Origin of the sequence: Streptomyces sp. NPDC004610, assembly GCF_040609715.1 — a bacterium.
Lineage (GTDB): Bacteria > Actinomycetota > Actinomycetes > Streptomycetales > Streptomycetaceae > Streptomyces.
Window position 1 is genome coordinate 166,455 of the sequence record NZ_JBEXLA010000017.1, and the last position, 25,387, is coordinate 191,841.

Consider the following 25,387-nt stretch of genomic DNA (forward strand, 5'->3'; position numbering starts at 1 on the left):
GCCTGGCCGTGTGCGGCCCCTCGACGCACTATCGTGGCCCCATGCCGGTCCCCGAACTGATCCGCATCGTCTCCCGCGACTCGCCCATGGCACTCGCCCAGGTGGAACGGGTCCGCGCCGAACTGCGCGCCCTCCATCCCGGTATCCGTACCGAGGTCGTGCCGGTGAAGACCACCGGTGACAAGTGGCTGGGCGAGCTGTCCAAGGTGGAGGGCAAGGGCGCCTTCACCAAGGAGGTCGACGCGGCGCTGGTGGCCGGGCAGGCCGATCTCGCCGTGCACTGCGTCAAGGACGTCCCCGCCGACCGGCCGCTGCCCGCGGGCACGGTGTTCGCCGCGTTCCTCAAGCGCGACGACATCCGCGACGCCCTGGTCCACCCGGGCGGGCTGACGCTGGACGAGTTGCCCGCCGGGACCCGGATCGGCACCTCGTCGGTGCGCCGGGTCGCCCAGCTCGCCGCCACCCATCCGCGGCTGGACTGCGTGCCGTTCCGCGGCAACGCCAACCGCCGGCTGGAGAAGCTCGCCGCCGGGGAGGCGGACGCGCTGCTGCTCGCGGTGGCCGGGCTGGAGCGGATCGGGCGGACGGAGGTGATCAGCGAGGTGCTCTCGGCGGAGACGATGATGCCGCCGATCGGCGCGGGGGTGCTGGCGCTCCAGTGCCGTGAGGGCGACACCGAGGTGATAGACGCGGTGAGCGCGCTCGGCGATCCGGACACCCACCGGGAGGCCACGGCGGAGCGGATGTTCCTGCATGTGCTCCAGGGGCACTGCAACAGCCCGATCGCCGGCTACGCCCGGGTCGACCGCGGCGGGGAACTCTCCCTGCGCGCCTGTGTCTTCACCCCGGACGGCAAGACCCGGCTGAACGCCCATGAATGGGCGGGGCGGCTGGACCCGGCGACGCTCGGTACGTCGGTGGCGGTGGCGCTGCTGCGGCAGGGCGCCCGCGAGATCATCGACGCGATCCCGCACTGACCCGGGGGCGTCCCGCTCAGGCGGTGCCCTCCTCGGCCTGGCCGCGCAGGAAGTTGCTCACCTGGCAGGCAAGGCCCTCGCGGGCGGGGTGCGCGCTGGGGGCGTCCTCCTGGAGACCGAGGCCGCCGGACCACATCCGGCGGTCGGTCCACTCCTCGTCGATCCGCAGCTGCACCTGGACGTCCACATGGGCGAGCGCCGCCTCGGGTCCGGCGGCGAACAGCACGGCGGTGGCGCGGCGCAGCGGGTAGACGTCGTAGCCCTCGATGAACTGGGAGTTGCGCCAGTCGACGAAGGCGCTCTCGCCGTCGGGGCCGATCCGGATGTCGAGCTGGCCGTCCTCCAGATGGACGCCGAGGCGCCCGGGGCCACGGTTCTCGACGGTCACCCGGAGACTGAAGTAGATGAGTCCCTCGGCGGCGTCGTCGCGTCCGCGCGGGGGTTCCTGGGCGCGCAGCCGGTGGACGCGGACACGCAGGCCGGCATGCCCGTCGTACTCCTGCCAGTCCCCGACCACGTTCGGCTCGTACACCTTCTGCCCCCCTCGCTCCGAGAGCTGCTTCCTATCCGTGGGTCCGGTGGGCTGTCAAATGGGTGGAATGCGCTGTGATCAGGGAAAATTCCGGGGCGTTCGGTGATCAAGCCGTGCCCAGGGAGAACTTCCGCGCGGGCCGGGGCGGCTCCGGTCCGCGCGTGCTGCACATCACGTCGGCGGTCCGCTCAGCGGGCGAGCCGGCCGAGCAGCGAGGAGGCGGCGGCGATGCCCACGGCGGCGGCCACGGCCAGCACTCCGAAGTCGAGCGCGAGATGCGAGGGGGTGCCGATCAGCAGCCCGCGCAGGGCGTCGACCTCGTAGCTCAGCGGGTTGACCTTGCTGATGGCCTGGAGCCAGCCCGGCATGATGTCGACCGGGTAGAGGGCGTTGGAGGCGAAGAACAGGGGCATGGTGATCGCCTGCCCGAAGCCCATCAGCCGGTCGCGGTTGAGGACGATCCCGGCGATGGTCATCGACAGACAGGCGAAGAACGCCGAGCCGAGGATGACGATCAGGGCGACCCCGAGGAGCTTGAGCGGGTTCCAGGTCAGGGCGACACCCAGCAGCGCGGCGATGATGATGACGACCACGGCCTGGATCAGCGCCTTGACGCCGGAGGCGAACGCCTTGCCGGTGATCAGCGCCGCCCGGGGGGTCGGCGTGACCAGCAGCTTGTTGAGGATCCCGGCGTCGCGCTCCCAGATGATCTGGATGCCGTAGAAGATGGCGATGAACATCGCGGACTGGGCGATGATCCCCGGGGCCAGGAAGTCCGTGTAGGGGACGCCGCCGGTCGGGATGGCGTGGATCCGGGTGAAGGTCTGGCCGAAGATCAGCAGCCAGAGGGCGGGCTGGACGGCCCGGGTGTACAGCTCGGTACGGTCGTGGCTGAGTTTTTGCAGCTCGACCGCGCACATCGCGACGACCCGGGCGGGCAGCAGCCGCCAGCCCGCGCGCGGCGAGGGCGGCTTCAGGAGCAGACCGATGTCTCCGGTGTCTGCGGTGCCACCGGTGGTCTGCTGGGCGTCAGCCGACACGGCCGGCGGTGCGGCGGGTGCTTCGGACATCGCGGAAACCTCCTGGCTCGTCGTCCAGCCCGCCGCCGGCGACGTCCCGGAAGACATCCTCCAGCGTCGGCAGCGGACCGGTGGCGGTGGTGGACCGGCGTTCGGCGAGGCCCCGGCGGAGTTCGGTGGGGGTGCCGAGGGCGCGGACCTTGCCGTGGTGCATCAGGCCGACGCGGTCGCAGTACTGGTCGGCCTCGTCCATGTAGTGGGTGGTGACCAGGACCGTCATCCCGGTGGCCCGGCGGACGGCGTCGATGTGCTCCCAGACGCCGGTGCGGGCGATCGGGTCGAGGCCGATGGTGGGCTCGTCCAGGATCAGCAGCCGGGGGGCGCTGACCAGGGCCTGGGCGAGTTCGAGCCGGCGGACCATACCGCCGGAGTAGGTGCTCGCGAGACGGTCGGCGGCATCGGCGAGGCCGACGGCGGTGAGGGCCTGACGGACCCGCTCGGCGCGTTCGCGGCGGGGGACGTCGTAGACCCGGGCGAACAGGGTGACGTTCTCCCGACCGGTGAGTCCGGCGTCGGCGGAGAGCTGCTGCGGGACATAGCCGAGCAGTCGGCGGACGCCCATCTTGTCGTGAGCGGCGTCCCGGCCGAAGACATGCACCATCCCGGCCGGGACCGGCAGCAGGGTGGTGATGCAGCGGATCGCCGTGGTCTTCCCGGCGCCGTTGGGGCCGAGCAGACCGAAGACCTCGCCCTCGCGCACGGTCAGGTCCAGCCCGTCGACGGCCTTGGTGTGACCGAAGGCGTAGGTCAGACCGGTGCAGGAAACAGCGCTGTCGGTGGTCACGCGTCCTCCTCGCGCAGGGTGTCGGTCAGCCGGCGCATCGCCGGAAGGGCGGCGCGCAGGGCTTCCCGGTCGGGTTCCTCCAGCCGGGCGACCTGACGGCGTACGACATCGGCGCGGCGTCGGCGCCAGTCCGCGAGCCGGGTCTCGGCGGCCGGGGTCGGCAGCAGCCGGGCCGCGCGGCGATCGGCCGGATCGGTCTCACGGACCAGCCAGCCGTCCCGTACGAGCCGGTTGACCAGCGTCGACACCGAGTTCCCGGCGAGGCCCAGCTTTCTGGCGGCCTCCGAGATGCCGACGCCGGGGTGGGAGGTCGCCAGGCGGAGCAGTTCCACCTCGGCGCCGCGCAGCCGGGCGTCCGGCAGCTCGGCGCGGACCCGGCGCCGGATCAGGCGCTGGACGCCGACCAGGGCGTCAGCGAGTTCCTCGGGGAAGGTGTCGGGGTCGGCGGCCACGGGGGCGGCCACGCTCTCGGCCACGGGGTCTGCCGCGCTTTCAGCCACGCTTTCGGCCAAGGGGTCTGCTACGGGGTCTGCCACGGTGTCTGCCATGGATTCAACGTTAGCTCTGCTAAGGAGATAGTGCCTCAAGAGGAGGTCAAGAGGGGTTCCGGTTTCCCCCTGGGAGAGTTCCGGTCGCCCCCCGAGGGAGATGAAGGGCGCTTTGCCCGTTTCGGTGGCATTTTGCCGGGGCATCGGCTTCTCAGTGCCGCCCTGGCTCCGGGCCCGTCCCACGCCTGCCCGGGACTCCGGCGAAGAGAGGTGCGCCGCATGCGCGACACCGGCAGGAACCAGCACCCCCACCATGACGCCCCCGACACCGCCGACGCGTTCGAGCGGCTCACCCGGATGCCGGACGGGCCCGAGCGCCGGGAGCTGCGGGACGAACTGGTCCGGGCGTGGCTGCCGATGGCCGAGCGGATCGCCGTCCGGTTCCGGGGCCGCGGCGAGACCCTGGAGGATCTCTGCCAGGTCGCCGCGCTGGGCCTGGTCAAGGCCGTCGACCACTACGACCCGGGGCGCGGCCACGCCTTCGAGGCGTATGCGGTGCCGACGGTCACCGGCGAGGTGAAGCGGCACTTCCGGGACCATCTTTGGACCCTGCACGTACCGCGCCGGGTGCAGGAGCTGCGCAACCGGGTGCGGCGGGCGGCGGCCGAGCTGGCGCAGTCCACGCCGGGCCGCTTCCCCACCGTCGCCGAGATCGCCGCGCACACCGGGCTGGGCGAGGGCGAGGTGCGCGCCGGTCTGGAGGCGCTGGACTGCTTCACCGCGCTGTCCCTGGACGCCGAGCCGCCCGGCGGCGACGGGCACAGCCTCGCCGACACCCTGGGCGGGACCGACCCCCGCTACGACACGGTGGTGGACCTGGCCGCCGTACGCCCGTGCCTGCGGGCGCTGCCCGAGCGGGAGCGGACCATCCTCTATCTGCGGTTCTACCGGGGCATGACCCAGCGGCGGATCGCCCAGCAACTGGGCATCTCGCAGATGCATGTGTCCCGGCTGCTGAACGGGTGCTGCGCACGCCTGCGGGCGGAGGTGCTGGCGGAGACGGGGTGAGGGGGTGGGGGGTGAGGGGTGGGGGGTGAGGGCGGCGGATTCGGGGGCGGGGTGCGGGCGACGGGATTCGGGGGCGGGGTGCCTCGCGGCTGGGTCCGAGGACAGCGCGGGGCAGGGTGGTCCGGGGCAAGGTGCCCGGCAGCCGGATTGAGGGCGGAGTGCCGGGGCGGCTGGGTGCGGGCGGGCCGGAGTCGATTCGGGGAGGCAGGCGGACGACACGGCGGGGGGTGAGAGGGCGGGGCCGATGAGAGGGGTGGGTGCGGGTTGCCGGAGGCGCTCGGCAGGCCCCGGGGGCGTTCCGGCTGGAGACTGGTGGGGACCGGACGGCCGAGGGCCGGCGGCCACGAGGAGACGGACGTGCCCATGAACCAGCACACGACACCCGCCCGGCCCGCACCGGACGTCGTCACGACGCGGGCCGTGTTCGGCACCCCCTGCTGGGTGAGCCTGACCAGCCGGGACCTGGACGCCACGGCCGCGTTCTACAGCGCGGTCCTGGGCTGGCGGTGGCGGCCGGCCACCCTCGGCGATCACTTCCGGATCGCCCTGGTGGAAGGGGTGCCGGTGGCGGGGGTCGCGGCGGTGGCCTCGATGTGGCAGATGGCGGTGGCGTGGACCCCGTACTTCGCGGTGATCAGCGCGGACCAGGCGGTGGCGCGGGCCAAGGAGCGGGGCGGGACGACGGCCGTGGGGCCGATCTCGCTGCCGCCGGGGCGCGCGGCGCTGCTCGCCGACCGGGACGGGGCGACCTTCGGGGTGTGGGAGGGCGAACTCGTGGGGCACTGGGAGGTGTGGCACCGCTCGGCACCGGCGTTCATCCGGCTGCACACCCGGGACGCCTTCGACGCGGCGATCTTCTACGGCGAGGTCCTGGAGTGGGCCTCGGACCGGCCCGGTTCCTGCGAGGTGCACTACGAGGGCGACGAGGTGGTGCTGCGGCGGGGCGGCGAGGTGGTGGCCCGGATCCGGTCGGGCGCGCTGGGCGCCGCCCCCGATCCCACCATCCGCCCGCACTGGCAGGTGCACTTCGCCGTCACCGATGTGGCGGCCTGTGTCCGCGCGGCCGGACTGAACGGCGGCAGTGTGCTCACCGAGGGCCCCCAGGACGCGGTGCTGCGCGATCCCGACGGGGCCCAGTTCACGGTGACGTCCGAGCGGCGTCCCTGAGCGGGGGGGTCAGGTCTTCGGGGCGGGTGTTCAGGGCGGGTGTTCGAGGCAAATCCTCGGGGTCAGGTCTCCGGCCCAGATTCTCGGGGTCACAGGTCTCCGGCTCAGATCCTCGGTGGCAGGTCACCGCGCGCCCGTCGCGACGCCCGTCGGCACGCCCATCGCGACGCCCGTCGGCACGCCCGTCGCGGCGCCCGTCGGAACGCTCGCCAGCACGCCCCCCGCCCGGGACGCGGCGACCGCGGTGAGGGGGAGGGCGCGGGGCACCCGGCAGCCCGCGCTGAGCCGGGGGCCGGGGGCGGTCGGTACCAGGGGCAGGCGCTCTCCGTCGCGGGCGCGCTGGGAGAACCAGATGACCCTGCTGCCGGTGCCGGTGGTGCAGCAGCCCCAGCCGTCGCTCATCGCGGCGATCCGCTCCAGACAGCCGCGCAACTCCCGGTCCGGGCGCAGCTCGTCGTCGTGCTCACCGACGGCGGTGATCAGATGCTGGCCGTTCCACCACAGTTCGACGGTGGTGTTCTTGTCGGTGGCGTGGGCGTCGATGGCCTCCAGCAGCAGTCCGGTGTTGGCGCACACGGGGGCGACGAGCGGGTCGAGGTCCCAGTGGCGCAGATGGGCCGCCAGGATGCGCTGGACCTGCCGGACGCGCTCCGGGGTGACCTCCACGTCGAGGTGGTAGTAGCAGGGAACTGCGGTCTTCATCGTTGTCGGCTCCTCACCGGCGGTGGCCGCGCGTCTCCGGGTCCCGCGGACCCGGCCCCGAACACGAAGCGTGAGCACCGTTCGCTCCTGAGTCATCTCCCACAGTGGAGCCACTAGGCCATTCGTGCAACACGAGCGCGCCTCCCGCGCATCTGAGCGCACATTTGAGACAAATAGCTACACATCTGAGATTGTTGAAGCTCCAACAAGACGCTGCGTCGCCGTGCGTGCACCATGAGTGAAGGCTTCGAGCGGCGCCCGAGGGTCGGGAGCGTGCCTTCGTCGCCCGGAAGGTGAACCGCGCCATGCTGCTACCCGCCAAGGCCGAGGTCACCCGGCAGTTGCGGCGGTACCGGGCCTGGGAACGGATGATGCTGGCCGCACCCGCCGACCGCGCGGTACGGGCCGTTTTCGAGGACTCGGGCTACACGTTGTGCGTGCTCATGGGCAAGCGGTGCGCGCGCGAGGCCGCGGACGCCGCCGAGCGCTATCTGCGCACCACCCTGACCGCGTATCTGCTGGAGCAGAACGGGCGGCGGCACATCGGCCGGGCCGCCCGGCGGGGCCCACCCACGGCCCTGCCCACCAGCGCGGGCAGGTGACACCTCCCGCAGCGCAGTTCCCCCCGCAGCCGGGCCGTCCATGGCCCGGCTTCGAGCACGACGGAGGTGAGGACCATGAGCGTGAGTCCGACCATCGGGCGCATCCCGGTTCGGGACGTCCGACCGGCGGTCGCGGGCGGCAGCCGCCCGGCGAAGGCAGTGGTGAACGAGACGTTCCAGGTCACCGCCACCGTATTCGGCGAGGGCCATGACGCGGTCGCCGCGAATGTCGTCCTGGTCGATCCCGAGGGCCGCCCCGGTCCCTGGACGCCGATGCGCGAACTCGCCCCCGGCACCGACCGCTGGGGCGCCGACATCACCCCGGACACCGAGGGCCGCTGGACCTACGCCGTCGAGGCATGGCGCGACCCGATCTCGACCTGGCGCAGGACCGCGCGGATCAAGGTGCCGGCCGGTATCGACGCCGGACTCGTCCTGGAGGAGGGCGCCGAACTCCATGAGCGCGCGGCGGCCGGCATCCCCGGCCGGGCCCGCCGGGCGACGGTCCTGCGCGCCGCCCACTCCCTGCGCGACGACGACCGGCCCGTATCGGAGCGGCTGGCCGGGGCGTTGACCCCGGAGGTGGAGGCGGTGCTCGCCCGGTATCCGCTGCGGGACCTGGTGACGGCCTCCGCTCCCCTGCCGCTGCTGGTGGAGCGCGAGCGGGCGCTGTTCGGGTCCTGGTACGAGTTCTTCCCCCGCTCGGAGGGGACGGCGGACGAGCCGCACGGGACCTTCGAGACCGCCGCCCGCAGGCTCCCCGCCATCGCCGCGATGGGCTTCGACGTCGTCTACCTCCCGCCGATCCACCCCATCGGCACCACCCACCGCAAGGGCCCCAACAACACCCTCTCCGCCGGACCCGAGGACGTCGGGGTGCCCTGGGCGATCGGCTCACCCGAGGGCGGCCACGACGCCGTCCACCCCAAGCTCGGCACCCTGGAGGACTTCACCCGGTTCGTGGACACCGCCCGTGAGCTGGGCATGGAGGTGGCGCTGGACTTCGCGTTGCAGTGCTCGCCCGACCATCCCTGGGTGGAGAAGCACCCCGAGTGGTTCCACCACCGGCCCGACGGCACCATCGCGTACGCCGAGAACCCGCCCAAGAAGTACCAGGACATCTACCCCGTCGCCTTCGACACCGACCTCGACGGACTCGTCACCGAGACCGTCCGCGTCCTGCGCCACTGGATGAACACCGGCGTCCGGATCTTCCGCGTCGACAACCCCCACACCAAACCCGTGGTGTTCTGGGAACGGGTCATCGGGGAGATCAACGCCACCGACCCCGACGTCCTCTTCCTCGCCGAGGCGTTCACCCGCCCCGCGATGATGCACACCCTCGGCCAGATCGGCTTCCAGCAGTCCTACACCTACTTCACCTGGCGCACCGGCAAACAGGAACTCACCGAGTACCTGACCGAACTGTCCGGGGACGCCGCCGCCTACATGCGGCCCAACTTCTTCGCCAACACCCCCGACATCCTCCACGCCTACCTCCAGCACGGCCACCGCCCCGCCTTCGAGACCCGCGCCGTCCTCGCCGCCACCCTCTCCCCCACCTGGGGCATCTACTCCGGCTACGAACTCTGCGAGAACACCCCCGTACGCGACGGCAGCGAGGAATACCTCGACTCGGAGAAATACCAGCTCCGCCCCCGCGACTGGGCCGCCGCCGAACGCGAGGGCCGCACCATCGCCCCCCTCATCAGCCGGCTCAACCAGATCCGGCGCGACCACCCGGCCCTCAGGCAACTGCGCGATCTGCGCTTCCACCCGACCGACAACGAGTCCGTCCTCGCCTACAGCAAGCACGCGGGCGACGACCGGATCCTCGTCGTGGTCAATCTCGACCCGCACCACACCCAGGAGGCCACCGTCCTCCTGGACCCGGAGCACCTGGGTCTGCCCGCCGCCACGGCGCTGACCGTGCACGACGAACTGTCGGGCGAGACCTATGTGTGGGGCACCGCCAACTATGTGCGCCTGGAGCCCGGCCGGACCCCGGCCCATGTACTGCGCGTGCACCCGGCCGACGCAGTGTCCGCAGCAGCGCGAAACGGAGGCTGAGCAGCTCCATGACTGTCAATGAGCCCGTCCCGGACACCTTCGAGGACACCCCCGCGAAAGACCGGGACCCGGAGTGGTTCAAACGCGCGGTCTTCTACGAGGTTCTCGTCCGCTCCTTCCAGGACAGCAACGGCGACGGCATCGGCGACCTCAAGGGCCTCACCGCCAAACTCGACTATCTGCAATGGCTCGGCGTCGACTGCCTCTGGCTGCCCCCCTTCTTCACATCCCCCCTCCGCGACGGCGGCTACGACGTCTCGGACTACACCGCCGTCCTCCCGGAATTCGGTGACCTCGCCGACTTCGTGGAATTCGTCGACGCCGCCCATCAGCGCGGGATGCGCGTCATCATCGACTTCGTCATGAACCACACCAGCGACCAGCACCCGTGGTTCCAGGAATCCCGCAAGGACCCCAGTGGTCCCTACGGCGATTACTACATGTGGGCCGACGACGACAAGCAGTACGCCGACGCCCGGATCATCTTCGTCGACACCGAGACCTCGAACTGGACCTATGACCCGGTCCGCAAGCAGTACTTCTTCCACCGCTTCTTCTCCCACCAGCCCGACCTCAACTACGAGAACCCGGCCGTGCAGAAGGAGATCCTCGCCGCCCTCAAGTTCTGGCTCGACCTCGGGATCGACGGGTTCCGGCTGGACGCCGTGCCCTATCTCTACGCCGAGGAGGGCACCAACTGCGAGAACCTCCCCGCCTCGCACGCCTTCCTCAAGCGGGTCCGCCGGGAGATCGACGCGATGTACCCGGACACGGTGCTGCTGGCCGAGGCCAATCAGTGGCCGGAGGACGTGGTCGACTACTTCGGCGACTACAGCGCGGGCGGCGACGAATGCCATATGGCGTTCCACTTCCCCGTCATGCCCCGCATCTTCATGGCCGTCCGCCGTGAATCCCGCTACCCGGTGTCGGAAGTCCTCGCCAAGACCCCCGCGATCCCCTCGAACTGCCAGTGGGGCATCTTCCTGCGCAACCACGACGAGCTGACCCTCGAAATGGTCACCGACGAGGAACGCGACTACATGTACGCCGAATACGCGAAGGACCCGCGTATGCGCGCGAACATCGGCATCCGCCGCCGACTCGCCCCCCTCCTCGACAACGACCGCAATCAGATCGAACTCTTCACCGCCCTCCTCCTCTCCCTCCCCGGCTCCCCGATCCTCTACTACGGCGACGAGATCGGCATGGGTGACAACATCTGGCTCGGCGACCGCGACGCCGTCCGCACCCCCATGCAGTGGACCCCCGACCGCAACGCCGGATTCTCGCCCTCCGACCCGGGGCGGCTGTTCCTGCCGGCCATCATGGACCCGGTCTACGGCTACCAGGTCACCAATGTCGAGGCGTCCATGTCGTCGCCCTCCTCGCTGCTGCACTGGACCCGCCGGATGATCGAGATCCGCAAACAGAACCCCGCCTTCGGACTCGGCACCTACACCGAACTCCCGTCGTCGAACCCCGCCGTGCTCGCCTTTCTGCGGGAGTACGAGGACGATCTGGTGCTGTGTGTCGGCAACTTCTCCCGGTTCGCCCAGCCGACCGAGCTGGATCTGCGGGCGTTCGAGGGGCGCCATCCGGTGGAACTCTTCGGCGGGGTGCGCTTCCCGGCCATCGGTGAGCTGCCGTATCTGCTCACCCTGGGGGGTCACGGCTTCTACTGGTTCCGGCTCACCCGGGTGGCACCGAGCATCGGCCGTCGAGTGTGAGCGTGCGCCGGCGAAAGGACGCGTCACCATGGCGAAGACCGCTTTTCCGCACACCACGACGAGCGGGCTCGCCGGGCCCATGGCCTCGCTCGACGGGCTGCTGCGCGACTGGCTGCCGCGCCAGCGCTGGTTCGCGGGCAAGGACCGGCCCGTCACCGAGCTGCGCCTGCTGTCGATGACCGAGCTGTTCCCGGGCTGTCTGCATCTGCTGGTGCACGCCGGTCACGCGGGCGGCGGCCACGGCACCGGGCACGCCGGGGTGCCCTCGCCCTGCGGCACCCCGCCGCCCGGCGACTGCTATCAGCTGCTGCTGGGCGTCCAGGAGCAGCTGTCACCCCGGTTGGTCCGGGCCCTGATCGGCAGGGCCCGGACCGGCCCGCTGGCCGGACTGGTGGTGTACGACGCCCTCCAGGACCCGCGTTCGGCGCAGTTGCTGCTGGAGCGGCTGCGGCAGCCGGGCACCGCCGGACCGCTGCGGTTCGAGGCGGACCCGGCGGTGCGGATCCCGCCCGCGCTGCCGCCCCGGCTGCTGGACGCCGAGCAGTCCAACACCTCGCTGGTGTACGGGGACGCGTTCATCCTCAAGGTCTTCCGGCGGATCCAGCCGGGGGTCAACCCCGATCTGGAGGTGTCCGGGGCGCTGGCCCGGCAGGGCTGTCGCCGGGTACCGGCCCCGGCGGCGTGGTTCCGTACCGTCCAGCCGTTCGGTGCCACCCTCGGGGTGGTGCAGCCATATCTGCGGGACGCCTCCGACGGCTGGACGCTCGCCCTGGACGCGCTCGCCACCGGGCAGGACTTCGCCGACCGGGCCGGGGAGCTGGGTCGGGCGATGGCGGAGGTGCATCTGGCGCTGGCGGCGGCCTTCCCGGTGGGCGAGGCCGACGCGACGGTGGGTGACAGCGGCCGTACGGCGGCGGCGATGGCCGAGCGGCTGGACGCCGCCGCGCGCAGTGTGCCCGCGCTGCGGCCCCATGTGCCGGGACTGCGGTCCGCGTTCGGGGCCCTCGCGGGCTGTGCGGCCGGGCCGCCCGCGCAGCGGATCCACGGTGATCTGCATCTGGGGCAGGTGCTGCGGGCGGGCCGGGAGTGGTTCGTCATCGACTTCGAGGGCGAGCCGTCCCGTCCGCTGGCCGAGCGGCGCAGCCCGCACTCCCCCGTCCGGGACATCGCGGGCATGCTGCGTTCGTTCGACTACGCGGCCCGTCAGCGCCGTCCCTGGCGGCCGGAGTGGGCCCGCCGCTGCCGGGAGGCGTTCTGCGCGGGGTACGCCGACGGGTCCGGCTGGGACCCTCGTCATCAGCACGCGCTGCTGCGTGCCTATGAGACCGACCGTGCCGTGTACGAAGTGCTGTACGAGGCCCGGCACCGCCCGGACTGGCTGGCCGTACCGATGGCGGCCATCGAGCGGCTCGCCGTGAGAGGAGACTGAGAGCGTGGCATTGCGTGACACGTCCCTGCCGGAGCCGTCCGGACCGGCCGACGGGACCGGGACGCCTAAGGCGACCAAGGCGGGCCAGGCAGCCAAGGGGGCGATGACCCTGAGGGCCTCCGGAGAGACCGAAGCCGCCCCCGTCCCGGCCCCTGCCGCCCCCGTCCTCTCCCCCGGGGACCGGGAGCGGCTGCTGTCCGGCGCCCATCACGATCCGCATGCGCTGCTGGGCGCGCATCCGGTGCCGGGCGGGGTGATGTTCCGGGCGCTGCGCCCGTTCGCCCGTGCGGTGGGTGTGCGGATCGGTGAGCGGCGGTACGCGCTGGCGTCCGAGGGCGGGGGGCTGTTCTCGGGGGTGGTGCCGCTGCCGGAGACCCCGGCGTACTCGCTGGTGGTGGCGTACGACGGGGAGGAGCGGGAGATCCAGGACCCGTACCGGTTCCTGCCCGCGCTCGGGGAGCTGGATCTGCATCTGATCCGCGAGGGGCGGCACGAGCAGCTGTGGAAGGCGCTCGGCGCCGAACCGATGACCCACCAGGGCGTCACCGGCACCCGCTTCACCGTCTGGGCGCCCAACGCCCAGGGTGTCCGGGTGGCCGGGGACTTCAGCTTCTGGGACGGCACGGCCCATCCGATGCGCTCGCTGGGCGCGTCCGGGGTGTGGGAGCTGTTCCTGCCCGGCATCGGGGAGGGCGCGCGCTACAAGTTCGAGATCACCGCGCGGTCCGGGGACCGGTTCCTCAAGGCCGACCCGATGGCCCGCCGCTGCGAGGTGCCGCCGGACACGGCGTCGATCGTGCACACCTCGCACTACGAGTGGGGCGACGAGCACTGGCTCGCCCACCGGGACGATCTGCCGGTGCACGAGGCGCCGTTCTCGGTGTACGAGGTGCATCTGCCGTCCTGGCGTCCGGGGCTGACCTACCGCAAGCTGGCCGAGCAACTCCCCGCCTATGTACGGGACTTGGGGTTCACCCATGTGGAGCTGATGCCGATCGCCGAGCATCCCTTCGGAGGCTCCTGGGGCTACCAGGTCACCGGTTTCTACGCGCCGACCTCGCGGCTGGGCACGCCGGACGACTTCAAGTTCCTTGTCGACGCGCTGCACCGGGCCGGGATCGGGGTGATCCTGGACTGGGTTCCGGCGCACTTCCCCAAGGACGACTGGGCGCTGGCCCGCTTCGACGGGGAGCCGCTGTACGAGCCGGGGGACGCCCGGCGGGCGGAGCATCCCGACTGGGGGACGCTGGAGTTCGACTACAGCCGGGTCGAGGTGCGCAACTTCCTGGTGGCCAACGCCGTGTACTGGTGCGAGGAGTTCCATCTGGACGGGCTGCGGGTGGACGCCGTCGCCTCGATGCTCTACCTGGACTATTCGCGGGACTCGGGTCAGTGGACGCCGAATGTGTTCGGCGGCCGGGAGGATCTGGACGCGGTGGCGTTCCTCCAGGAGATGAACGCGACGGTGTACCGGCGGGTGCCCGGTGTGGTCACCATCGCCGAGGAGTCCACGGCCTGGGACGGGGTGACCCGGCCCACAGACGGCGGCGGGCTTGGCTTCGGGCTGAAGTGGAACATGGGCTGGATGCACGACTCGCTCCAGTACATGGCCCACGATCCGGTGCACCGCACGTACCACCACCATGAGATGACGTTCTCGATGGTGTACGCGTACAGCGAGAACTATGTGCTGCCGATCTCCCATGACGAGGTGGTGCACGGCAAGCGGTCTTTGGTGTCGAAGATGCCGGGCGACTGGTGGCAGCAGCGGGCCGACCATCGGGCCTATCTGGCCTTTATGTGGGCCCATCCCGGCAAGCAACTCCTTTTCATGGGGCAGGAGTTCGCGCAGGGCGCCGAGTGGGCGGAGGCCACCGGCCCGGACTGGTGGCTGCTGGAGCGGGGGTACGGGGCCGAGGCCGATCACCGGGGGGTGCGGGAGCTGGTGCGCGATCTCAACTCCGTGTACCGTGCGGCGCCCTCGCTGTGGGAGCGGGACACCGATCCGGCCGGGTTCGAGTGGCTGCTCGGGGACGCCGCCGAGGACAATGTCTTCGCGTTCGTCCGCCGGGCGGGCGACGGCACTCCGCTGATCTCGGTCAGCAACTTCTCCCCGGTGGTGCGGCACGGCTACCGGCTGCCGGTGCGCGACGGCGTACCCGCGTGGACGGAGGTCCTCAACACCGACGCGGCCGGTTACGGCGGTGGCGCGGTGGCCAACGCGGGGCCGCTGACCGCTGAAGGGGGTGGCCTCAGCCTGACCCTTCCGCCGCTGGCGACGGTGTGGCTGCGGCCGGTCTGAGGGGTCCTCGACGGCACCCGGGTACGGGCAGATCACAACCGACTCTCAGTTGCGGCATCCGCGCACGCTCCGGGCGGGGAACCGGCTAGATTCCGACCACCGGTGATCACCGATCCCGTCGGCGCCGTCACCCCCCGTACACCTCTGGAGCAGCGCATGCGCGACAGGGCCCTCGCTCCGTCGGCCGGACCGCCCCTCACCGCCGGCCTCGCCGACAGCGTCTTCCTCGCCGCCGAGGACCACCCCACCCTCCCGGTCCTCGCCCGCCGCCCCGACCCGGCGGCGCAGCTCTGGGAGGAGGTGACGGCGGTGGAGCTGCGCGACCAGGTGCTGGAGCTGGCGAAGGGGCTGGTGGCCTGCGGGATCACCCCGGGCCAGCGGGTCGCGGTGATGTCCCGCAACCGCTATGAGTGGACGGTGTTCTGCTACGCCCTGTGGGCGGTGGGCGCCGAGCTCGTGCCGGTCCATCCGGCGTCCTCGCGCGACCAGATCGAGTGGATCCTGCGGGACGCGCTCTGCTCGGCGGTGCTGGTGGAGGACGAGCACGGGGTGATGACGGTCGGCTCGGTGTGCGCGGGGCTGCCGGGGCTGCGGCATGTGTGGCAGCTGGACACGGGCGCGCTGGAGCAGATCGTGCAGCGGGGCGCGCTGATTCCGGCCACCACGGTGGACTCGCTGCGCCGGATCGTGCACCCGGACTCCACCGCCGTCATCACCTACACCTCGGGCACCAGCGGGCGTCCGCTGGGGTGCGCGGTCAGCCACCGGGGTCTGGCCCACCCCTGCGACACGCTGCTCGACGGCTGGGGCGGTACGGGGGCGCTGCCCGGTGAGCAGGGCCGGGTGCTGGCGTTCCTGCCGTTCTCCCATGTGTACGGGCTGATGGTGCAGTGTCTGTGCATCCGGGGCGGGGTGCTGATGGGGCATGAGCCCGAGCTGACCCAGGCGGCGCTGTCCGCGGCGCTGCGGTCGTTCCGGCCGACCTATCTGTATCTGGTGCCGTCGGTGCTGGAGAAGATCTACAAGGGTTTTCTGCGGGTGGCCCAGGAGGCCGGGCGGGGCGCGCTGTTCGAGCGGGCGGCGGAGACGGCCCGTGCGTTCGCGGCGGCGGCCGAGCGGCAGCGGCTGGGCCGGGGGTCGGGTCCCGGTCTGGATCTGCGGCTCCAGCACGCCCTGTACGAGCGGACGGTGTACCGGCGGCTGCGGGCGGCGCTCGGCGGGCGGGTACTGCGGGGCGGCTCGGGCGGCAGCCCGCTCAACCGTGATCTCGCCCTGTTCTACGAGGGGATCGGCATCTATCTGGCCGATGCCTATGGGCTGAGCGAGACCAGTGGCGCGGTCACCATGCAGCCGCTGGGCCGGGAGAAGTCGGGCACGGTCGGCCGGGCGCTGCCGGAGGTGCAGCTGGCGGTGGCGACGGACGGGGAGATCCTGGTGCGCGGCCCGTCGGTGTTCCACGGGTATGTCAACGACGAGGCGACGACCCGGGCGGTGCTGCGCGGCGGCTGGCTGGCGACCGGCGATCTGGGGCAGGTGGACTCCGACGGATATCTGACCATCACCGGCCGCAAGAAGGACGTCATCATCACCAGCGGCGGGACGAGTGTGTCGCCGTCGGCGCTGGAGCACCGGATGCGGGTGCATCCACTGATCCATCAGGCGGTGGTGGTCGGCGACGGACGGCCCTGCGTGGGCGCGCTGATCACGCTGGACCCGGATTTCCTGGCGCACTGGCGCACCGCGCTGCTGTGGCCGCGCACGGGACCGGCGCAGGAGGAGCGGGAGGAGAACGCGCTGCGCGAGGAGGTCGGCCGGGCGGTGGCCGCGGCCAACAGCGCGGTGTCGCGGGCGGAGTCGATCCGGGTGTTCCGGGTGCTGCCGCGGCCGTTCGCGGTGGAGGACGGGCTGCTGACGCCGTCGATGAAGCTGCGCCGGGACGCGATCGTGCGGCACTACGCCGCGGAGATCGAGGCGATGTACCAGGCACGCTCGCGCCCGCCGCGGACGGTGTCCCGGGAGGACCCGCTCGCCTGGGACGACACCGACAATGTGTTCCGCTGACGCTCCCTCCGCGGGGTTCTGTCACTCCCCCGTCGTCAGCCGTACGGTGTCCGACCGTTCGCCCAGGACGAAGGCGCGGACGCGGTAGTCGGCGTGTTTCTCGCCGGGCAGGGTGATGAGTCCGGTGGCGTCGGTGTCCGGGTCCAGCACGGCGACGGGCTCGAAGGCGGCGTCGGGGATGCGGCGGATCTCCAGCAGGAAACCGTCCTCGTCGCGGGAGTTGTCGGTCCAGGTGAAGGCGATGCCGCCGGCGTCCCGGGGGGTGCCGGTGAGGCCGGTGGGGGCGGTGCCGTTCTCGTCCGCCCGCAGGGAGCGCGGCCGGCCCGGGCCGGCGTCGGGGCGGTCGCGGGGGGTGAGCCACTCCTGCCCGGAGACGTCCCTCGCCGTGTCCCGGTCGGGGAGGTCGACGGTGACCGGGCGGGAGGCGGGGCCCCGGTAGCTGACCAGCCGGTAGTGGAAGGTGGTGCGGGGCATCAGGTCGGGGTGGCGGTAGCCGGTGGTCCGGGGGGAGAGATAGGCGAGGGCGGTGTAGGGGCCGTCGGGCTCGGTGGCGAACTCCAGGACATGGCCCGCGACGCCGGGCCGGTCGTCGCGCCAGCTCAGGTCGATGTCGGTGGGCGTGGTGAGGGTGGCCCGCAACGGCCCCCGGGCGTCGGTCGTGGGCGCAGGGGACGCGGTGCAGGCCGGCAGCGCGAGGAGCAGCGCCACCGGCACCGCGGCGATCGTCGTACGGCGCATGGGGCGGGGTTACTTCCGCCAGAAGCGGATGCCGCTCCACTCCACGGTGGCGGGGCCGTTGCCGCTGTTGGTGCGGTAGGCGCCGAACTTGTCGTAGAAGCTGCCGCCGGGGCTGGCGTAGGTGTGCTGGAGGGAGCCGTTGATGTAGGTGCGGTGCTGGCTGCCGACGACATGGACGGTGTTGACGCGGACCTGGGCGCCGACCGTGCCCGCGTTCGAGAGGGTGGCGCCGCCGTGCACGGCGTAGAGCCGTCCGCCGCGTTCGGCGGCGAGCATGAAGAAGGGGCCGGCGGCGGACTCGTGGAAGGTCTGCTTGAGGCTGATGCGGGTGCCGCTGAGGCCGGTGATACGGAAGTAGCCCTCGAACTGGCGGGTGCCGCCGGTGTAGGTGGCATAGCGGCGTTCAGCCCGCTGGTCGCCGCTCGCGGTGGAGCAGGTGAGCCGGAAGGTGAGGCCGTCGATCTGGCCGCAGCCGCGTTCCTGTTCGGTGAAGGTGGGTGACACCGACGTCCAGCCGCCGGGTTCGACCTCGGCCGCCGCCGGGGGCGCCACCAGCAGGGACGAGCCGCCGATCGCGCCGATCGCGGCGGCCACCGCGAGCATCCGGGTACGTGTGGGCATCCTGTCTCCTTGAGGCGTGGGGGGTGGCCGTCGCCCACCGGCACCGCCGACAGCGGCTGTTCATGTCAGTGAACGACAGCCCCAAGGGTGAACATGTGATCGGACCATAGGACCGGACCAAGTCCCCGTCAAGACAGTGCGCACGCCCCCGTCTTGGGCGGCGGGCGGCCCGCGCGCCCCCCTCGGTTGCGCCACGCCCGGCGCACAACGCCCCTTGTACGTGCATGCTGGTCGGTGAACACCAAGCACAGGAAAGAAGAAAAAGAAGAACACGAGGAAAGAAGCAGAAGGAGTCCCCCTGTACCCGCGGAAGGGAAGGACACCGTGACACGACCCAGGATCCTGGTCGTCGGCGCGGGCTTCGCCGGTGTCGGCTGTGTGCGCCGGCTGGAGCGCAGGCTCCGGCCCGACGAGGCCGACCTCACCCTGGTGACCCCGTTCTCCTACCAGCTCTATCTGCCGCTGCTGCCCCAGGTCGCCTCCGGGGTGCTCACCCCGCAGTCGATCGCGGTGTCGCTGCGGCGCAGCAGCAAGTACCGCACCCGCATCATCCCGGGCGGCGCGATCGGTGTGGACCTGCGGTCCAAGGTGTGTGTGATCCGCACGATCACCGACCGGATCGCGGACGAGCCGTACGACTACATCGTGCTGGCCCCCGGCAGTGTCACCCGCACCTTCGACATCCCGGGCCTGGTGGACCATGCCTTCGGGATGAAGACGCTCGCCGAGGCCGCCTACATCCGGGACCATGTGATCGCCCAGCTCGATCTGGCCGACGCCAGCCAGGACCCGGACGAGCGGGCCTCGCGGCTCCAGTTCGTGGTGGTGGGCGGCGGTTACGCGGGCACCGAGACGGCGGCCTGTCTCCAGTTGCTGACCAGCAACGCCGTCAAGCGCTACCCCCGGCTCGACCCCAAGCTGATCAAGTGGCATCTGATCGACATCGCGCCGCGGCTGATGCCGGAGCTGGGCGAGAAGCTGGGCCGCAGCGCGCAGGAGATGCTGCGGCGGCGCGGGGTGGAGATCTCGCTCGGGGTCTCCATCGCCAAGGCCGGTCCCCAGGAGGTCACCTTCACCGACGGCCGGGTGGTGTCCACCCGCACCCTGATCTGGACGGCCGGGGTGGTGGCCAGCCCGCTGATCGCGACGCTGGACGCGGAGACCGTGCGCGGACGGCTCGCGGTGAACGCGGGGCTGGATCTGCCGGGGTACGACGGGGTGTTCGCGCTCGGGGACGCGGCGGCGGTGCCGGATCTGGTCAAGGGCGGGGAGGCGGTGTGCCCGCCGACCGCGCAGCACGCCATGCGGCAGGGCCGTACGGCGGCCGACAATGTGATCGCCACCCTGCGCGGTGAGCCGCTACGGCCCTACCGGCACCGGGATCTGGGGTTGGTGGTGGATCTCGGGGGCCGGGACGCGGTGTCCAAGCCGCTCGGGGTCGAGCTGCACGGCACGGCGGCCCAGGCGGTGGCCCGGGGCTATCACTGGTCGGCGCTGCGCACCAATGTGGCCAAGACGCGGGTGCTGACCAACTGGATGCTGAACGCGGTCGCGGGCGACGATTTCGTGCGGACCGGCTTCCAGAGCCGCAAACCGGCCAAGCTCAGCGACTTCGAGTATGTGCACGCCTATCTCACTCCGGAGCAGGTGCGGGAGCGGGTGGAGGAGGCCGTGGACACCGGGGGCGGAGGGGACGGAGGGGGCGGAGGGGATACCGGGGCCACCGGGGCCGCCCGGGACGGCAAGGACACCGGAGCCGCCGGAGCCACCCGGGACACCCGGGACGGCGGGGCGCCGGGGTGAGTCCGGTCACCTCGGGGGCGTCCGCGTTGCGTGCTGCTCAGGGGGATGGTTTATCGTTCACGCATACGTGGTCTCGGGGTCGACCGGAACCGTCCCCCCTGTGCCGCGAAGGACTGCCCTGGCTGGCTTCCCCCGTCCAGCCAGGGCTTTCTGCTGCGCGCTCGCGGCCGTCGAGGTGCCCCGTGCGCCGGGAGCGGCTGAAATGGGCATAGGGAAAGCACCCGACCCGATCGCCCCGGCGAGGAGCCCCGCGCCATGACCCAAGCGACGAAGCTGCTGACCGCCCTCCCCCCGCCCCAGCGCAGCCGGCTGATGGACCTCGCGCACGAGGTGTCCTTCGCCGAGGACACCAGGATCTTCGAGGCGGGCGGCAACGCCGACCGCTTCTGGGTGCTGCGCTCGGGCGCCGTCTCCCTCACCCAGCAGGTGACCTCCCAGCAGCGGGTGACCGTCGCCGGTCTGGGCGCCGGCGATCTGCTCGGCTGGTCCTGGCTCTTCCCGCCGTACCGGTGGGACTTCGGCGCGGAGGCGTTCAGCCCGGTCCGGGCGTACGAGTTCGAGGCCGGGGCGGTGCTGGTGCTGTGCGAGGAGGACCCGGAACTCGGTATGAACCTGATCCGGAACGTCGCCGAGATCCTCGCCCACCGGCTGGAGCTGACCCGGGGACGCCTGATGGAGGCGTACGCGCTGCACCGGCGCAGCTACTGACCGTGCCCGTTCAGCCCTTGAGGAGCCTCACGACCGCCTCGGCGACGCCCTTCGCGGAGGACGGGTTCTGGCCGGTGACCACCCGCCCGTCCTCGACCACGTGCGGGGCGTAGACACCGGCGTGGCTGTGCCGGGCGCCCCGGTCGGTCAGGGTGGTCTGGAGGAAGAACGGGATCACCTCGGCCAGCTGTGAGGCGCGCTCCTCGTCATTGGTGAAGCAGGTGACCGCGCGGCCCGCGAGCAGCGGTGTCCCGTCCGGGGCGCTGAGCCCGAGCAGTCCGACGGGGCCGTGGCAGACGGCGGCGATCACCCCGCCCGCCGTGTGCACGGCGTCCCCGATCCGCACGATGTCCGGATTCCCGGGGAAGTCCCACATGGTGCCGTGCCCGCCCACGTACAGCACGGCGTCGTACCCCGCCGGGTCGACGCCGGCCAGCGGGACGGCGGCGGCGAGGTCGACCTCGTCGAGGAACGCCCGCTGCACCGGGTCGGTGGGGTCGGCGCCGTCGATGGGCGAGCGCCCGCCGAGCGGGGAGGCGAGATCGACGCGGTACCCGGCGCCGGTGAACACCTCCCAGGGGTGGGCGGCCTCGGCCAGCCAGAACCCGGTGGGGCGGCCGGTACCGCCCAGCTCACCATGGCTGGTGAGCACGAACAGGACGCTCCTGCCGCCGGTGGCCGCCTCCATGGTCGTTGCTGCGGTCGTCGTCTCCGCTGTCGCCGTCTCCGGGGTCACCGTCTCAGCGGTCGCCGTCTCCGCTGTCGTCACCTCTGGGGTCGTCATCTCTGGGGTCGTCGTCTCCGGGGTCACCGTCTCAGCGGTCCTCGTCTCCGCTGTCGTCGCCTCTGGGGCCGTCGCCTCTGGGGTCGTCATCGCTGGGGTCTCCTGGCTGAGGTCGTCGGGGCCGGGGTCCCGGGGATCCGGGCGGTGCGGTCGGGGTCCCCGGGGGCCCGGGTCGTGCGGTCGGGGGCGCGGATGAGGTCGGCGGCGCGTTCGGCCAGCGCGATCACCGGGGCGTTGGTGTTGCCGCGCGGCACGGCCGGGAACACGGAGGCGTCGGCCACCCGCAGCCCGGTCACCCCGCGTACCTGCAGTTGCGGGTCACACACCGACTCCGGGCCGCCGCCCATGGCGCAGCTGCTGGTGGGGTGGTGCATGGTGACCAGGTCACGCCGGATCCAGTCCCGGATCGCGCCCTCGTCGGCCGTGCCGGGACCGGGGGTCAGCTCACCCTCGGTGAGGTCGGCGAAGGGGCGGTGCGCGGCGATCTCCCGGGCGATCCGCACCCCGGCGGCCAGTACCTCCAGATCGCCCTCGTGGCTGAGATAGCCGGGGTCCAGGGCGGGCGGGTCGGCGGGGTCGGCGGAGCGCAGCGTCACCCGGCCCCGGCTGCGCACCTCGACGGCGGTGACCAGGACGGAGACCAGCGGCTCGACGCCGGGACCGGGCAGCGCGGGCGGGACGACGTGGTACTGGAGGTCGGGGCCCGGCAGACCCGCGCGGGTGTGCAGGAAGGCGCCGCTCTCGCCGCCGTTGGAGGCCAGTCTGCCCCGGCCGAGCAGCCGCCAGAGCAGTTCGGCGCGGGCCGGTGCCAGCGGGTCGCCCCGCTCCGGGCGGGCCCGCCAGACCATCGTGCAGCGCGGATGGTCCTGGAGCCCGGCGCCGACCGCCGGGGACTCGGCCAGCACCGGGATGCCGAGGGCGCGCAGCGCGGCGGGGTCGCCGATGCCGGAGAGCATGAGGAGCTGCGGGGAGCGGATCGCCCCGGCGCACAGCACGACCTCGCCGGTGGCCCCGGCCTGCCGTTCGATGCCGCCGGAGCGGTAGGCGACGCCCACCGCCCTTCCGGCGTCGAGGAGGACGCGGGTGACCAGGGCGCCGGTGCGGACGGTGAGGTTGGGGCGGGTCAGGGCGGGGCGGAGATAGGCGTCGGCGGTGGACCAGCGGCGGCCCCGGCGCTGGGTGAGCTGGTAGAAGCCGGCGCCGTCGGGCCGTCCGCCGTTGAAACCGGCGCCGGGGGCGAGGCCGTGGGCGCGAGCCGCGGCGACCCAGGCGCGGGTGGTGCGATGGCGCTGGCGCGGGTCCTCCACGGCGAGCGGTCCCCGGGTGCCGAGGTCGCCGGGCGGGCGTCGGCCGCGGTAGCCCTCGGCGCGGCGGAAGTACGGGAGCAGGTCGGCGTAGCCCCAGCCGGGGCAGCCGAAGGTGTCGCGCCAGGCGTCGAAGTCGGCGTGGCTGCCGCGGACGTAGATCATGGCGTTGGTGGAGGAGGTGCCGCCGAGGACCCGGCCGCTGGGCCAGGTGACGCTGCGGCCGGCGGCGCCCGGCTGGGGCTCGGTGGTGTAGTCCCAGTCGTAGGGGCCCTTCAGCAGCCGGGGCATCGCGGCCGGGACATGCAGGTCGTGGGCGGTGTCGGGCGGGCCCGCCTCCAGCAGCAGCACCCGGGCGGCGGGGTCCTCGCTCAGCCGGGCGGCGAGCACACTGCCCGCGCTGCCGGCGCCGACGACGACATGGGTGAACACCTCGGGAGGTGGGGACTGGGGGGTCATGTCGGCTTCTTTCTCGGCGCCGCGGATCGGCCGGGGGTCGGGGTGCGCGTCAGCCGCGGATCGCTCCGGCCATGATGCCGCCGACGATCTGGCGGCCCAGCAGGGCGAAGACGATCAGGACGGGCAGGGTGGCGAGGGCGGTTCCGGCGAGGATCAGTGAGTAGTCCTGGAAGTAACCCGCGGACAGGGTGGACAGGGCGACCTGGACGGTGGGGTCGTCGGGGTCGAGGACCACCAGCGGCCAGAAGAAGTCGTTCCACGCCTGCATGAAGGTGAAGACGCCGAGGACGGCGGCGGCCGGGCGGGTCGCGGGGACGATGACATGCCAGTAGACCCGGGTGGTGTGGCAGCCGTCCAGGAGGGCGGCGTCGATGAGTTCGTCGGGGACGGCGTCCAGGATGAACTGGCGCATCCAGAACACCCCGAACGCGGTGACCATGCCCGGCACCACGACGGCCTCCAGGCGCCCGGCCCAGCCCAGCTCGCCCATGAGGATGTAGAGCGGGATGATGCCGAGCTGGGTCGGCACCATCATCGTGCCGATCACCACCAGCAGCAGACCCCGCCGCCCCCGGAAGCGGAGCTTGGCGAAGGCGAACCCGGCGAGCGAGCTGAACAGCAGCACCGACAGCGTGATCGCCCCGGCCACGATCAGCGAGTTGAGCAGCGCCTTCTGGAACTCGACGGTGTCGAAGACCCGGGCGATGTTGTCCAGGAGATGGCCGCCGGGGACCAACGGGGGCGGGGTCTGCGCGACGGCCTCGTTGTCGTGGGAGGCGACGACGAGGGTCCAGTACAGCGGGAACGCGGAGCCCAGGACGACGGCGCCCAGGATCGCGTAGGTGAGGGGTCCGGCGCGGTTGAGGCGGCGCAGTCCGCCACCACTGCGGCGGCGCCGGGGGGCCGGGGGCGGTTTCGCGGTGCCCGGGGTGCTGGTGGTCGTGGTCATCCCGGCCCTCCCGTCGGGTCGGCGGCGGATCGCGGGGGTGGTGAGCGGGGGCGGCGCCCGGTGCGCGGGCCGGTTCACCGGCTCGACCGGATCCGCCGGGTGATCAGATAGTTGACGGCGGAGGCGAGGACGATCACCAGGAACATCACCCAGGCGATGGTGGACGCGTAGCCGAAGTCGAACTGGCGGAAGCCCTGTTCGTAGAGGTAGACGGTGAGGGTCTGGAACTGGCGGTCGGAGCCGCCGGTGACCCCGCCGGGGGTGGGGTCGAACAGCAGGGGTTCGGCGAAGAGCTGGAGGCCCTGGATGGTGGAGATGATCACCGTGAAGATGATCACCGGGCGGAGCGCGGGGACGGTGATGTGCCGGAAGAGCTGGAAGCCGTTCGCGCCGTCGGTGCGGGCGGCCTCGTAGCGTTCGCGGGGGACGGTCTGCATGGCGGCGAGGTAGATCAGCGCGTTGTAGCCGGTCCAGCGCCAGATGACCATGGCGGAGACGGCGACATGGGAGCTGACCCGGCCGCCCTGCCAGTCGACGGGGCCGATGCCGATCAGGTCGAGGGCCCAGTTGACCATGCCGAAGTCACGGCCGAAAAGCTGGGTGAAGATGATCGCCACGGCGGCCACCGAGGCGACGTTGGGCAGCAGTACGCCCATGCGGAAGGTGGTGCGGGCCCGCATCCGGATGTTCAGGGTGTGCGCGAGGGCGAGGGCGAGGAGCAGTTGCGGCACGGTGGAGAGCAGCCAGATGGACACCGTGTTGAGCAGGGCGTTCCAGAAGTAGGAGTCGCCTAGCAGTTCGCAGTAGTTGGCGAGGCCGACCCAGCGGTTGCCCTCGCCGGCCAGCAGGCTCCAGTCGTGCAGGGAGACGAAGAGGGTGTAGCCGAGGGGGAAGAGGCCGAAGCCCAGGAAGAGCAGGAAGAACGGGGCGATGTAGAGATAGGGGGCGAGGGTCCGGTCGGCGCGGCGCAGCCGGGTGCGCAACCGGGTGCCCCACCGGGTCCGCGGCCGGGTGCGCGCCCCGCGGCGCCGCC

Annotated in this window: 22 protein-coding genes; 11 read left to right on the forward strand and 11 right to left on the reverse strand. The window is 72.1% G+C overall.

The window, feature by feature from the left end:
• Nucleotides 1-41: 41 nt before the first annotated feature.
• The gene (gene hemC, locus ABZX40_RS20705) at nucleotides 42-977 is read left to right on the forward strand and encodes a hydroxymethylbilane synthase (RefSeq protein ID WP_355743040.1); all 936 of its coding nucleotides are present in this window, start codon (nucleotides 42-44) and stop codon (nucleotides 975-977) included.
• A gap of 16 nt (nucleotides 978-993) precedes the next feature.
• On the opposite strand, the gene ABZX40_RS20710 is transcribed toward hemC, so the two are convergent.
• The 4 genes from ABZX40_RS20710 to ABZX40_RS20725 form a co-directional block, all read right to left on the reverse strand.
• Nucleotides 994-1,509 carry a hypothetical protein gene (locus tag ABZX40_RS20710; RefSeq protein ID WP_355743037.1) on the reverse strand — a complete coding sequence of 172 codons (516 nt, stop codon included), beginning with the start codon at nucleotides 1,507-1,509 and terminating at the stop codon, nucleotides 994-996.
• A 188-nt stretch (nucleotides 1,510-1,697) separates the two neighbouring features.
• Nucleotides 1,698-2,579 (reverse strand): ABC transporter permease, encoded by an 882-nt coding sequence (locus tag ABZX40_RS20715; protein WP_355743034.1) that lies wholly within the window; start codon nucleotides 2,577-2,579, stop codon nucleotides 1,698-1,700.
• Entirely contained in the window at nucleotides 2,539-3,372 is an 834-nt protein-coding gene (locus tag ABZX40_RS20720) for an ATP-binding cassette domain-containing protein (protein ID WP_355743031.1), read from the reverse strand. Before ABZX40_RS20720 ends, ABZX40_RS20715 begins: the two co-directional genes overlap by 41 nt.
• Nucleotides 3,369-3,920 (reverse strand): MarR family winged helix-turn-helix transcriptional regulator, encoded by a 552-nt coding sequence (locus tag ABZX40_RS20725; protein ID WP_355743028.1) that lies wholly within the window; start codon nucleotides 3,918-3,920, stop codon nucleotides 3,369-3,371. The genes ABZX40_RS20720 and ABZX40_RS20725 overlap by 4 nt, the downstream gene beginning before the upstream one ends.
• A 219-nt stretch (nucleotides 3,921-4,139) precedes the next feature.
• Between ABZX40_RS20725 and ABZX40_RS20730 the strand changes: the two genes are divergently transcribed.
• Together ABZX40_RS20730 and ABZX40_RS20735 are read left to right on the forward strand one after the other, a co-directional pair.
• A complete protein-coding gene (locus ABZX40_RS20730) occupies nucleotides 4,140-4,928 on the forward strand; it encodes a SigB/SigF/SigG family RNA polymerase sigma factor (protein ID WP_355743026.1) in 789 nt (262 codons plus the stop codon).
• A 363-nt stretch (nucleotides 4,929-5,291) separates the two neighbouring features.
• Nucleotides 5,292-6,095, forward strand: a complete 804-nt coding sequence (locus ABZX40_RS20735; protein WP_355743023.1) for a VOC family protein — start codon at nucleotides 5,292-5,294, stop codon at nucleotides 6,093-6,095.
• 123 nt (nucleotides 6,096-6,218) lie between these two features.
• Here the strand turns inward: ABZX40_RS20735 and ABZX40_RS20740 are convergent, their stop codons facing one another.
• The gene (locus ABZX40_RS20740; RefSeq protein ID WP_355743021.1) at nucleotides 6,219-6,797 is read right to left on the reverse strand and encodes a pep a2; all 579 of its coding nucleotides are present in this window, start codon (nucleotides 6,795-6,797) and stop codon (nucleotides 6,219-6,221) included.
• Nucleotides 6,798-7,102: 305 nt separating this feature from the next.
• Between ABZX40_RS20740 and ABZX40_RS20745 the strand changes: the two genes are divergently transcribed.
• From ABZX40_RS20745 to ABZX40_RS20770, 6 genes are all read left to right on the forward strand, one after another.
• On the forward strand, nucleotides 7,103-7,399 hold the full coding sequence (locus tag ABZX40_RS20745) for a DUF5133 domain-containing protein (protein WP_355743018.1): 297 nt from the start codon (nucleotides 7,103-7,105) through the stop codon (nucleotides 7,397-7,399).
• Between the two features lie 75 nt (nucleotides 7,400-7,474).
• The gene (locus tag ABZX40_RS20750; RefSeq protein WP_355743015.1) at nucleotides 7,475-9,469 is read left to right on the forward strand and encodes an alpha-1,4-glucan--maltose-1-phosphate maltosyltransferase; all 1,995 of its coding nucleotides are present in this window, start codon (nucleotides 7,475-7,477) and stop codon (nucleotides 9,467-9,469) included.
• An 8-nt stretch (nucleotides 9,470-9,477) separates the two neighbouring features.
• The gene (gene treS, locus ABZX40_RS20755; protein ID WP_355743012.1) at nucleotides 9,478-11,196 is read left to right on the forward strand and encodes a maltose alpha-D-glucosyltransferase; all 1,719 of its coding nucleotides are present in this window, start codon (nucleotides 9,478-9,480) and stop codon (nucleotides 11,194-11,196) included.
• 28 nt (nucleotides 11,197-11,224) lie between these two features.
• Nucleotides 11,225-12,625 (forward strand): maltokinase, encoded by a 1,401-nt coding sequence (locus ABZX40_RS20760; RefSeq protein WP_355743009.1) that lies wholly within the window; start codon nucleotides 11,225-11,227, stop codon nucleotides 12,623-12,625.
• 4 nt (nucleotides 12,626-12,629) lie between these two features.
• Nucleotides 12,630-14,927: a 1,4-alpha-glucan branching enzyme gene (gene glgB, locus ABZX40_RS20765; protein ID WP_355743006.1), complete on the forward strand. Its 2,298-nt coding sequence runs from the start codon at nucleotides 12,630-12,632 to the stop codon at nucleotides 14,925-14,927.
• A gap of 156 nt (nucleotides 14,928-15,083) precedes the next feature.
• Entirely contained in the window at nucleotides 15,084-16,988 is a 1,905-nt protein-coding gene (locus ABZX40_RS20770; protein WP_355743003.1) for an AMP-dependent synthetase/ligase, read from the forward strand.
• Nucleotides 16,989-17,009: 21 nt separating this feature from the next.
• Here the strand turns inward: ABZX40_RS20770 and ABZX40_RS20775 are convergent, their stop codons facing one another.
• Complete coding sequence (locus tag ABZX40_RS20775; protein ID WP_355743000.1) at nucleotides 17,010-17,726, reverse strand: fibronectin type III domain-containing protein; 717 nt, start codon at nucleotides 17,724-17,726, stop codon at nucleotides 17,010-17,012.
• 9 nt (nucleotides 17,727-17,735) lie between these two features.
• On the reverse strand, nucleotides 17,736-18,347 hold the full coding sequence (locus ABZX40_RS20780) for a hypothetical protein (protein WP_355742997.1): 612 nt from the start codon (nucleotides 18,345-18,347) through the stop codon (nucleotides 17,736-17,738).
• 324 nt (nucleotides 18,348-18,671) lie between these two features.
• On the opposite strand from ABZX40_RS20780, the gene ABZX40_RS20785 reads away from it, so the two are divergent.
• Together ABZX40_RS20785 and ABZX40_RS20790 are read left to right on the forward strand one after the other, a co-directional pair.
• Nucleotides 18,672-20,150 carry an NAD(P)/FAD-dependent oxidoreductase gene (locus ABZX40_RS20785; RefSeq protein ID WP_355742994.1) on the forward strand — a complete coding sequence of 493 codons (1,479 nt, stop codon included), beginning with the start codon at nucleotides 18,672-18,674 and terminating at the stop codon, nucleotides 20,148-20,150.
• A 255-nt stretch (nucleotides 20,151-20,405) separates the two neighbouring features.
• A complete protein-coding gene (locus ABZX40_RS20790) occupies nucleotides 20,406-20,858 on the forward strand; it encodes a cyclic nucleotide-binding domain-containing protein (protein WP_355742991.1) in 453 nt (150 codons plus the stop codon).
• 10 nt (nucleotides 20,859-20,868) lie between these two features.
• On the opposite strand, the gene ABZX40_RS20795 is transcribed toward ABZX40_RS20790, so the two are convergent.
• From ABZX40_RS20795 to ABZX40_RS20810, 4 genes are all read right to left on the reverse strand, one after another.
• Complete coding sequence (locus ABZX40_RS20795; protein WP_355742988.1) at nucleotides 20,869-21,642, reverse strand: type 1 glutamine amidotransferase domain-containing protein; 774 nt, start codon at nucleotides 21,640-21,642, stop codon at nucleotides 20,869-20,871.
• Between the two features lie 86 nt (nucleotides 21,643-21,728).
• Complete coding sequence (locus ABZX40_RS20800) at nucleotides 21,729-23,405, reverse strand: GMC family oxidoreductase N-terminal domain-containing protein (protein WP_355742985.1); 1,677 nt, start codon at nucleotides 23,403-23,405, stop codon at nucleotides 21,729-21,731.
• 49 nt (nucleotides 23,406-23,454) lie between these two features.
• Complete coding sequence (locus tag ABZX40_RS20805; RefSeq protein ID WP_355742982.1) at nucleotides 23,455-24,354, reverse strand: carbohydrate ABC transporter permease; 900 nt, start codon at nucleotides 24,352-24,354, stop codon at nucleotides 23,455-23,457.
• A 74-nt stretch (nucleotides 24,355-24,428) separates the two neighbouring features.
• On the reverse strand, nucleotides 24,429-25,387 hold a 959-nt coding region (locus tag ABZX40_RS20810; protein ID WP_356162611.1), incomplete at its 5' end, for a sugar ABC transporter permease.

Coding starts and splice junctions, on each gene's coding strand:
- hemC (WP_355743040.1), top strand. CDS start 42: ATGCCGGTCCCCGAACTGATCCGCATCGTCTCCCGCGACTCGCCCATG.
- ABZX40_RS20715 (WP_355743034.1), bottom strand. CDS start 2,579: ATGTCCGAAGCACCCGCCGCACCGCCGGCCGTGTCGGCTGACGCCCAG.
- ABZX40_RS20725 (WP_355743028.1), bottom strand. CDS start 3,920: ATGGCAGACACCGTGGCAGACCCCGTAGCAGACCCCTTGGCCGAAAGC.
- ABZX40_RS20730 (WP_355743026.1), top strand. CDS start 4,140: ATGCGCGACACCGGCAGGAACCAGCACCCCCACCATGACGCCCCCGAC.
- ABZX40_RS20735 (WP_355743023.1), top strand. CDS start 5,292: ATGAACCAGCACACGACACCCGCCCGGCCCGCACCGGACGTCGTCACG.
- ABZX40_RS20740 (WP_355743021.1), bottom strand. CDS start 6,797: ATGAAGACCGCAGTTCCCTGCTACTACCACCTCGACGTGGAGGTCACC.
- ABZX40_RS20745 (WP_355743018.1), top strand. CDS start 7,103: ATGCTGCTACCCGCCAAGGCCGAGGTCACCCGGCAGTTGCGGCGGTAC.
- ABZX40_RS20750 (WP_355743015.1), top strand. CDS start 7,475: ATGAGCGTGAGTCCGACCATCGGGCGCATCCCGGTTCGGGACGTCCGA.
- treS (WP_355743012.1), top strand. CDS start 9,478: ATGACTGTCAATGAGCCCGTCCCGGACACCTTCGAGGACACCCCCGCG.
- ABZX40_RS20760 (WP_355743009.1), top strand. CDS start 11,225: ATGGCGAAGACCGCTTTTCCGCACACCACGACGAGCGGGCTCGCCGGG.
- ABZX40_RS20770 (WP_355743003.1), top strand. CDS start 15,084: ATGCGCGACAGGGCCCTCGCTCCGTCGGCCGGACCGCCCCTCACCGCC.
- ABZX40_RS20775 (WP_355743000.1), bottom strand. CDS start 17,726: ATGCGCCGTACGACGATCGCCGCGGTGCCGGTGGCGCTGCTCCTCGCG.
- ABZX40_RS20780 (WP_355742997.1), bottom strand. CDS start 18,347: ATGCCCACACGTACCCGGATGCTCGCGGTGGCCGCCGCGATCGGCGCG.
- ABZX40_RS20790 (WP_355742991.1), top strand. CDS start 20,406: ATGACCCAAGCGACGAAGCTGCTGACCGCCCTCCCCCCGCCCCAGCGC.
- ABZX40_RS20795 (WP_355742988.1), bottom strand. CDS start 21,642: ATGACGACCCCAGAGGTGACGACAGCGGAGACGGCGACCGCTGAGACG.
- ABZX40_RS20800 (WP_355742985.1), bottom strand. CDS start 23,405: ATGACCCCCCAGTCCCCACCTCCCGAGGTGTTCACCCATGTCGTCGTC.
- ABZX40_RS20805 (WP_355742982.1), bottom strand. CDS start 24,354: ATGACCACGACCACCAGCACCCCGGGCACCGCGAAACCGCCCCCGGCC.